We start from the raw sequence: 2,289 nt of genomic DNA on the forward strand, positions 1-2,289 counted from the left end.
CGTCGAGCGCGGCGATCTCCTCCAGCGGACAGCCGAACACGGTGGCTTCGAGGAAGGCCCGCATCTCGCGCACCCGCGCCAGCAGGCGCAGCCGCTCCGCGCCTTCGATGGGCCGCGCACTGCCGCCCGGCAGGATGGCGCCGGTGTGCGGCCACTTGCCGCCCAGCGTGCCGACCAGTTCCAGCCAGCGCGCGCGGGCTGCCAGGGCCGCGCGGGTGTGCGAGCCCGTGGCGCCCGAGCCCTCCGCGACGGCGCTGAAGCGCTGGCGCGCCTGCGCGTGCCAGGGCCGCCCCGCGTAGTCCGCCGCCGCGAAGTCCGGCATGAAGAAGGCGTAGAAGTGCATGACGTGGTCCGCGAGGTTTTCGCAGGCCAGCATCAGGTTGGTGGCGCGCGCGCCATTGGCGGGCGGCTGCACGCCGGCCGCATCGGCGAGCGCGCGCGCCGCGGCCACCGACTGCGAGACCGAGCAGATCCCGCAGATGCGCGGCGCGATGGCCAGGGCGTCGAGCGGGTCGCGCCCCAGCAGCAGGTTCTCGAAGCCGCGGTACAGCGGTGCCTGCACGCGCGCCTCGCGCACCCGGCCGTCCTCCACCTCCAGCTGCACCTCGAGGTCGCCCTCGACGCGGTTGAAGGGGCCCAGCACCAGGCGCGTCATGGCGGGCTTCAGCGCAGGCCGGTCTTGCGCGGCTGCGGCGGCAGCATCACGCGGTCGCTGGTCGCGTTGACCTTCACGCGCTTCGGCGTCGCGCTCTTGGAGAGCGACGCGAGCGCGACGAACCACGCCTTGGGCATGTCGGTGGGCAGGCCGATCGGGATGCCGGCCACCTTGGGCGTGAGGTGGAAGGGATGGCCAGGGCGCTGGAAGCCCGGCTCGGTGCAGCTGATGCACGGATAGCCGCCGCGCGCGCAGGAGCCCTCGCCGTTCCAGAGGCGGCGGTTGCAGTCCGCATGCGCCTGCGTGCCCTTGCAGCCCATGTGCTCCATCAGGCAACCGAGCTGCGCCGGCTGGGTGGCGCTGGCCTTGTATTCGTAGTACTCGTTGCGGCTGCAGCCCTGGTGCACGAGCTGGTCGGCGTAGAAGCGCGGCCGTCCGAGCGCGTCGAGATCGGCTTCGGCGAGCTGGCCGGCGGCAAGCACCATCAGTGTCTCCAGCACCCAGCCGGGATGGGTGGGGCAGCCGGCCACGTTGATCACGGGCAGCCCCGAGCGCGAACGGAACGCGGCGCCGAGCAGGCCGCCCTTGACCTCGTCCTCGTACTGCAGGCCGCAGGCTTCGGTGGCGCTCGCGGGATCGGAGGCGAAGCCGCCCCAGGCGGCGCAGCTGCCGATGGCCAGCACGTGCTGCGCCACCGCAGCGAGTTCGCGCACCCAGTGGATCATCGGCCGGCCCGTTCCGGCCAGCACGTGGAAGCGGCCGCTGCCGTGGGGGCCGCGCAGCAGGGCGCCTTCGATGCAGAGGGCGTCGATGCGCTCGCGGCCTGTGGCGGCATCCTGCAGCAGGTCGACGAAGTCGGGCCCGTCGGCCTGCGAGAGTGCCGGATGCCACAGCAACTCCAGGCCGGCGCCGCGCAGCAGGCCCGCGAAGTCCTGCGTGTCGGCGCACAGCATGGACATGCTGCAGCCGCCGCAACCGCCGGACTGGAGCCACAGGACGCGCATCATCGTGGGCATGCTAGCGAGGCGGGTGCGCGCGCACTTGCGCCATCTCAAGCCTCGCTGGCGACGGTGCAGGGCACGCAGGCATCGAAGGCGGCGCCGAGCAGCGCCGAGGAGGTGGTATCGGAGGGATCGAGCCGCTCCAGCGCCCGCGCCAGCGCACCCTCCGGATGGAAGTTCCACTCGGTCGGCGCGAGCACGCGGTAGTCCCGCACCCGGCCGCAGGCATCGAGGCGGACCCAGTGCAACAGCAGGCCGCGCGCCATCTCGCACCAGGCGACCGCCTCGCCGGCGGCGAAGCGCAGTGCGCCCTGCTGCAGCAAAGGGTTTTCACCGGCGCAGGACAGTTCGACCAGCTCGCGCCAGCGGGCGGCCAGGCGCTCCCAGGCGGTGGCGGGGAGCCGGTCGGGGGGATGGCGTTGCCGCGCCCAGGGGCCGGTCTCGCGCGCTGCGCCGTGCCAATGCGGCCGCTGAGCGAAATCCGCTTCGCATGCGAGTGCACAGGCCAGGGTGCGCACGTCGCCGGTCGTGGCGAGGTGCAGCGGCGCGCAAGGCAACGTGCGCTGCAGGGCCGGCACCTGCCAGTCGTGCAGCAGGCGGGCCGGCGGAAAGCTCGCGGCATGCTCTTCGCAC

The 2,289-nt window shown here is 73.3% G+C and carries 3 protein-coding genes; all 3 read right to left on the reverse strand.

What is annotated here, in order from left to right; translation table 11 throughout:
• The coding region (locus tag VFM98_RS25360; RefSeq protein ID WP_325112665.1) for a nickel-dependent hydrogenase large subunit at positions 1-655 on the reverse strand (655 nt) is incomplete at its 3' end.
• Positions 656-663: 8 nt separating this feature from the next.
• Complete coding sequence (locus VFM98_RS25365; protein ID WP_325112666.1) at positions 664-1,671, reverse strand: HupU protein; 1,008 nt, start codon at positions 1,669-1,671, stop codon at positions 664-666.
• Between the two features lie 35 nt (positions 1,672-1,706).
• Positions 1,707-2,289 (reverse strand): nickel-dependent hydrogenase large subunit (locus VFM98_RS25370; RefSeq protein WP_325112667.1); only part of this gene is annotated, 583 nt, incomplete at its 5' end.

The sequence above is a fragment of the Ramlibacter sp. genome (genome assembly GCF_035706265.1).
In the GTDB taxonomy this organism is placed as follows: Bacteria; Pseudomonadota; Gammaproteobacteria; order Burkholderiales; family Burkholderiaceae_C; genus Ramlibacter.

What these genes read in the sequence shown, in the direction of transcription:
- VFM98_RS25365 (WP_325112666.1), bottom strand. Translation starts at nt 1,671, where the DNA reads ATGCCCACGATGATGCGCGTCCTGTGGCTCCAGTCCGGCGGTTGCGGC.